Origin of the sequence: Pseudomonas sp. HMWF021 (genome assembly GCF_003061005.1) — a bacterium.
Classification (GTDB): Bacteria; Pseudomonadota; Gammaproteobacteria; order Pseudomonadales; family Pseudomonadaceae; genus Aquipseudomonas.
In genome coordinates this window covers 1-5,728 of the sequence record NZ_QAIK01000029.1, presented here as the reverse complement: position 1 = coordinate 5,728, position 5,728 = coordinate 1, and the positions used below count along the sequence as shown (strand labels likewise).

7 protein-coding genes are annotated in these 5,728 nt (G+C 61.6%); 2 read left to right on the top strand and 5 right to left on the bottom strand.

From position 1 onward, the window contains the following. Together mutM and DBR18_RS03000 are read left to right on the top strand one after the other, a co-directional pair. The coding region (gene mutM, locus DBR18_RS03005; RefSeq protein ID WP_256588502.1) for a bifunctional DNA-formamidopyrimidine glycosylase/DNA-(apurinic or apyrimidinic site) lyase at nt 1-577 on the top strand (577 nt) is incomplete at its 5' end. A 69-nt stretch (nt 578-646) separates the two neighbouring features. Continuing rightward, nucleotides 647-970 carry a multidrug transporter gene (locus DBR18_RS03000; protein ID WP_108589195.1) on the top strand — a complete coding sequence of 108 codons (324 nt, stop codon included), beginning with the start codon at nt 647-649 and terminating at the stop codon, nt 968-970. Nucleotides 971-1,121: 151 nt separating this feature from the next. On the opposite strand, the gene DBR18_RS02995 is transcribed toward DBR18_RS03000, so the two are convergent. The 5 genes from DBR18_RS02995 to DBR18_RS02975 form a co-directional block, all read right to left on the bottom strand. Further along, complete coding sequence (locus DBR18_RS02995; RefSeq protein WP_010222176.1) at nt 1,122-1,373, bottom strand: YfhL family 4Fe-4S dicluster ferredoxin; 252 nt, start codon at nt 1,371-1,373, stop codon at nt 1,122-1,124. Nucleotides 1,374-1,508: 135 nt separating this feature from the next. After that, the gene (gene coaD, locus DBR18_RS02990) at nt 1,509-1,988 is read right to left on the bottom strand and encodes a pantetheine-phosphate adenylyltransferase (RefSeq protein WP_003229157.1); all 480 of its coding nucleotides are present in this window, start codon (nt 1,986-1,988) and stop codon (nt 1,509-1,511) included. A gap of 115 nt (nt 1,989-2,103) precedes the next feature. Continuing rightward, nucleotides 2,104-3,699: a GMC family oxidoreductase gene (locus DBR18_RS02985; RefSeq protein WP_108589194.1), complete on the bottom strand. Its 1,596-nt coding sequence runs from the start codon at nt 3,697-3,699 to the stop codon at nt 2,104-2,106. A 119-nt stretch (nt 3,700-3,818) separates the two neighbouring features. Beyond that, nucleotides 3,819-4,364, bottom strand: coding sequence for a twin-arginine translocation pathway signal protein (locus DBR18_RS02980; protein WP_108589193.1), 546 nt, complete (start codon nt 4,362-4,364; stop codon nt 3,819-3,821). A 28-nt stretch (nt 4,365-4,392) separates the two neighbouring features. Beyond that, the coding region (locus tag DBR18_RS02975) for a coniferyl aldehyde dehydrogenase (protein ID WP_108589192.1) at nt 4,393-5,728 on the bottom strand (1,336 nt) is incomplete at its 5' end.

Genomic DNA, 5,728 nt, shown 5'->3' with positions numbered 1-5,728 from the left:
GCGGCTGGTGGAAGTCGGGTTGCCGGCGCTCAAGCATGAGCACGTCGATATCGAGCTGGAGTCCGGTCTGGCGTTGCGCTACACCGACCCACGGCGCTTCGGCGCGATGCTGTGGAGTACCGACCCGCTCAATCACGAGTTGCTGATTCGCCTCGGGCCGGAACCGTTGACTGACCTGTTCGACGGCGAGCGACTGTTCCAGTTGTCGCGCGGGCGCTCGATGGCGGTCAAACCGTTCATCATGGACAACGCGGTGGTGGTGGGTGTCGGCAATATTTACGCGACCGAAGCGCTGTTTGCCGCGGGCATCGATCCGCGCCGCGAAGCCGGGAGCATCTCTCGGGCGCGGTATCTGAAGCTGGCGATCGAGATCAAACGCATCCTGGCCGCAGCCATCGAGCGCGGCGGCACCACGTTGCGCGATTTCATCGGCGGTGACGGGCAGCCGGGGTACTTCCAGCAGGAACTGTTTGTGTATGGCCGTGGCGGTGAAAACTGCAAGGTTTGCGGCACCGGTCTGCGCGAAGTGAAGCTCGGTCAGCGGGCCAGCGTGTTCTGCCCACGTTGCCAGACCTGAGGCAAAAGGCTGAAAAAGTCCTACGGTCTATAGTGAGGTGTCTCACTGTTCAGCCCGAAGGATCGTGCCATGAAGTCTTTGCAAGTCCTGTTTGTCACACTGCTGCTGTGTTCCAGCCTGGCTGTTCAGGCTGCGGAAAACGGCAGCGGTGACCCGCGTTACGCCATCCAGAATCCTCCCGCCTACGCCATGATTGGCGATTTGCTGATTGCCCGGCCTTTATTGGTGGTGGCAACGGTGCTGGGTGCGGGGGTGTTTGTGGTGTCGCTGCCGTTCACCGCACTGGGTGGCGGGGTGGGTGATGCGGGGCAGGCGCTGGTGGTGGATCCGGCGAAAGCGGCGTTTGTGCGGTGTCTGGGGTGTACGGGGGAGGGGTTTGAGCAGCGCGAGTGAGCTGATCCGAGATTAGCGGTGTTATTGATGGCCTCATCGCGGGCAAGCCCGCTCCCACATGGATTTCGGTGTTCACACGATTTGTGTATCACCACACAACCCTGTGGGAGCGGGCTTGCCCGCGATGGCGTCGGAACAGGCGCTGAACGACTCAGGCCTTGCCGGTAATCCTGCGGTACTTCTCCATCAACTGTTCTTCAGTCTCCGGATGCGCTTCGTCCAGCGGAATGCAATCCACCGGGCAGACCTGCTGGCACTGCGGCTCGTCGTAGTGACCGACGCACTGGGTGCACAGGTTCGGGTCGATCACGTAGATCTCTTCGCCTTGAGAAATGGCGGCGTTCGGGCACTCGGGTTCGCAGACGTCGCAGTTGATGCAATCGTCGGTGATGATCAGGGACATGCTAACTCCAGCCAGGGCGGCAGGCCCGGGCGCTATCAATCAATGCGCGCAATTGTGCCGCATTGGCGAGCGCAGTGCACGCGGCTGCGATCAAGGGCTGAAATCAAAAGCCAGGATCGCAGCCTGCGGCAGCTCCTACTTTTTGAAGCGTAGGGTCAGCGCGTCAGCCACGGCGGGGTGGACGAATTTGCTGATATCGCCGCCCAGCGCGGCGATTTCCCGCACCAGCGTCGAGGATATGAACGAATAACGCTCGGATGGGGTAAGAAACAAGCTCTCCACATCCGGGGCCAGTTGGCGATTCATGTTGGCCAACTGGAATTCGTATTCGAAGTCCGATACCGCGCGCAAGCCACGCAGGAACACATTGGCGTTCTGCTCTTTGGCGAAATGCGCCAGCAGCGTCGAGAAGCCGACCACTTCGACGTTGGGCAGGTGCTTGGTGACCTCGCGAGCCAGTTCAACCCGTTGTTCCAGCGGGAACAGCGGGTTTTTCTTGGGGCTGGCGGCGACCGCAATGATCACGTGATCGAACAGGCGCGAGGCGCGTTCGACCAGATCGCCATGCCCTTTGGTAATAGGGTCGAAGGTACCTGGGTACAACACTCGGTTCATCGCGTCGTCCTGGCGGGAGTCCGTTGGGGAGTCGGATGGTATCGCAGCCGTCCCGGTCGGCCAAGTCGCCTGTTGGGTAAGAAAGCACTATAGACGCCGCGATAAACCGGTTTTTTCACGGATTTCTCAGTCGATCGGCGAGGGACGTCGCCAGTTGCGCGGTCAGTCCGTACACCGACAATTGCGGATTGGCGCCAATGCTGGTGGGGAACAGCGAGCCATCGTGAATCGACAGATTGCTCAATTGATGATGTCGGCCAAGGCTGTCGGTGACCGCACTTTTCGGGTCTTCGCCCATCGCACAACCGCCCATCACGTGAGCACTGCCCAGGCGTGTGCGATACAGCTCAAGGCTCAAGCCGTCGATCAACGTGCGCGCTTCGTCCAGCGTCTTCACGTAACGCGCATCGGCGTGCATCGGCATCACGGCTTTGGCGCCGCCGGCAAACTGGATCTCGGCCATGCTGTGAAAGGCGCGGCGCAAGCCCTCCCAGGCGTAAGGTGAAACCTGATAGTCGAGCACCGGCGAGCCATCGCCGCGCAACTCGACATGGCCGCCGGAGCTGTCCGGGTGAAAACCGTCACGCAGCAGCGCCAGCATCGCGTGGGTGTGCGGCAGATCAGCCATGTGTTCGGCGTTCTGCTGGCCGAATCCGCCCAGGAGCGTTGCCGCCAGCGCCGGGTGCAGCGGCGGCACTTCGAGTTTGTAGCCCATCGGCCCGGTGGTGCCGTCCTTCCACTGAAAATAATCCGAATAGATCGACTGCGGTGCGCCGTAGAACGGGTTGATCACGTCGTCGAAGCGCGCGGCGGACATGTTCACCAGGTGCAGGAAGGTACGTTTGCCCAAGCGCTGATGCGGATCCGGCGCATCCGAGCGCAGCAGCAGGGCAGGGCTATTGATGCCACCGCCGGCCAGCACGTAGTGCCGGGCCTTGATCGTGATTTTGCGTCCGGTCGGTGCGACACAGCGCTCGTCCATTGCCACGCACTGCAGACCGGTGATTTTGTCGCCGTTGATCAGCAGTTTTTCCGCACGGGCCAGATAGAGCAGCTCGCCGCCCTTTTCCAATGTCGCGGGGATGGTGGTGACCATCATCGATTGCTTGGCATTGGTCGGGCAGCCCATGCCGCAATAGCCGAGGTTCCAGCAACCGCGCACATTGCGCGGGATCACGTGCCAGCTGTAGCCGAGCTGTTCGCAGCCCTTGCGGATCACATCATTGTTGGCATTGGGCGGCACCATCCACGGCGCGACGCCCAGACGCTGCTCCATTTTTTCGAACCACGGCGCCATCTCGGCCGGGCTGTGGCCTTTGACGTTGTGCTCTTTCGCCCAGTGTTCGAGGGTCGGCTCGGGTGTGCGGAAGCTCGATGTCCAGTTGATCAGTGTGGTGCCACCCACAGCGCGGCCCTGGAGGATGGTGATTGCGCCGTCCTTGCTCATGCGGCCGATGCCTTCCTGATAGAGGCTGCTGTAGGCCTGGTCTTCGAGCATCTTGAAGTCGGAGCTGGTCTTGAGCGGGCCCTCCTCGATCAGCAGCACCTTGTAGCCGGCGGCGCTGAGGATTTCTGCGGTGGTGCCGCCGCCAGCGCCGCTGCCAATGATGGCCACGTCGGCTTGCAGCGTCAGGTCGTCGCTCAGTTGTGCGCCGTTGTAGGTTTTCCAGCCACGGGCGAGGCCTTCGCGGAACGGGTCGGGTACGGGCATCGATCAGGTTCTCTTGTTCTTGTTGTTCTTATGGGCCCCTTCGCGAGCAGGTTCGCTCCCACATGTGCACCGCAAATCCCTGTGGGAGCGAGCCTGCTCGCGAAGGGCGCGACCCGGTTTCAAACAGTAGGCGGGCCGGGGTAGCCGCAGTGCACCCAGGACTCAGCGCGGGTGTACCAGGCCATCATCACCATTTGCTGCAGGGAACTGTGGCCCATGCGCAACAGGCTCAATGAGCTGTTCTGCCAGCGCTCGAGGAAGTGGCGCATCGCCTCGGGACTGGCGTTTTCCCAACTGCCCCAAATGCCCGTGAGCGGGCCTCGGGTAACCGCCATGCCGAGCACGTCGAACAATTGTCGGGTGAGTTTGAGCATTTCCGGCGACAGGCGATCAAGGCTGTAATCCAGCGATTTCAAGGTTCCATCCACCGCGCCGGGCATTTTTTCGGCCGCTGCGGCGCCGTCGAGCATGACTGGAATCAGGGCACGCAGAAACAGCAGATCGCCGTCGCGCAACGTGGCGAACCCGTTGGCCGCGACATGGGATGAACAGCCACTGAGGCTGGCGCCGAGGCCGGCGGTGGCGAGAAACGCTGTGGCGCCGAGGCTGAATTTCAGCAGGCCACGGCGCGACAGGGCAGGTGTTTCGGTCAGGCTTGGGTGCATTGTTGTTATTACCCGGCGGTGACGACGATTAGCGGATGAACAGCTTCTGGATCAGTTTCTGAATCGATTTGCCGTAAGGCGGGTAAATCAGCTTCGCCGCGTTGAAGCGTTGTTTGGTCAACACGCCCTTGGCTTTGCTGAACGTCAGGAAGCCTTCATGGCCGTGGTAGTGGCCCATGCCTGACGCGCCGATGCCGCCGAACGGCATGTCGTCCTGTGCGACGTGCAGCAATGTGTCGTTGAGGCAAACGCCGCCGGAATGGGTTTCGTGCAGCACGCGGTCTTGTTCGCGTTTGTCGTAGCCGAAGTAGTAAAGAGCCAGAGGACGAGGGCGCTTGTTGATGTAGGCAAATGCCTGTTCCAGATCCTCATAGGGCACGATCGGCAGCAGTGGACCGAAGATTTCGTCCTGCATGACCGTCATGTCGTCACTGACATTGAGCAACAGGCTGTGCGGCATGCGCCGGCCCTGTCCCTGATCGAACAGCGGAATCAGCAGCGCACCCTTGCTGGTGGCATCACTCAGGTAACCATTGAGACGCGCCAACTGTCGGTCGTTGATGATCGCCGTGTAGTCCGGGTTGTCGGCAAGCGTCGGATAAAACCCCTGCACAACCTGGCGATAGGCTTCCACGAAACCTCCGACACGGTCTTGCGGCACCAGCACGTAGTCCGGGGCGACACAGGTCTGCCCGGCGTTGAGCGTTTTGCCGAACGCAATGCGTTCGGCAGCGTCCTTGAGCGGCACGTCACGGGAGACGATGGCGGGCGATTTGCCGCCCAGCTCCAGCGTCACCGGGGTCAGGTTTTCTGCTGCAGCGCGCATGACGTGCTTGCCGATACTGGTGGCACCGGTGAACAGCAAGTGATCGAAACGTAACCGCGAGAACGCCACGCCGATATCGGCTTCGCCCAGCACCACGCAGACCAGATCCTGGGGAAAAATCCTGGCCAGCAACGCCTGGAGCAGCAGGCCCGTGGCGGGGGTCGATTCGCTGAGCTTGAGCATTACCCGGTTGCCCGCCGACAGCGCGCCGACCAATGGACCGATGGCGAGAAACAGTGGGTAGTTCCACGGCACGATGACGCCGACCACGCCGAGCGGCTGGTACACGACTTTGGCCGAGGCTGGCTGGAACGCGATCCCGACCTTGCGCCGCGAAGGTTTCATCCACTGTTTGATGTGGCGGCTGGCGTAATGAATGCCCTGCAGGCTCGGCATCAACTCGGCAAGCAGGGTTTCATCGGCGCTGCGATGGCTGAAATCCGCGCTGATGGCGTCGATCAATGCCTGACGTTCATCGCTCAACAACTCGGCCAATGCCTTGAGCCACTGCTGGCGCTGGGCGGCGGGTGGCATCGGG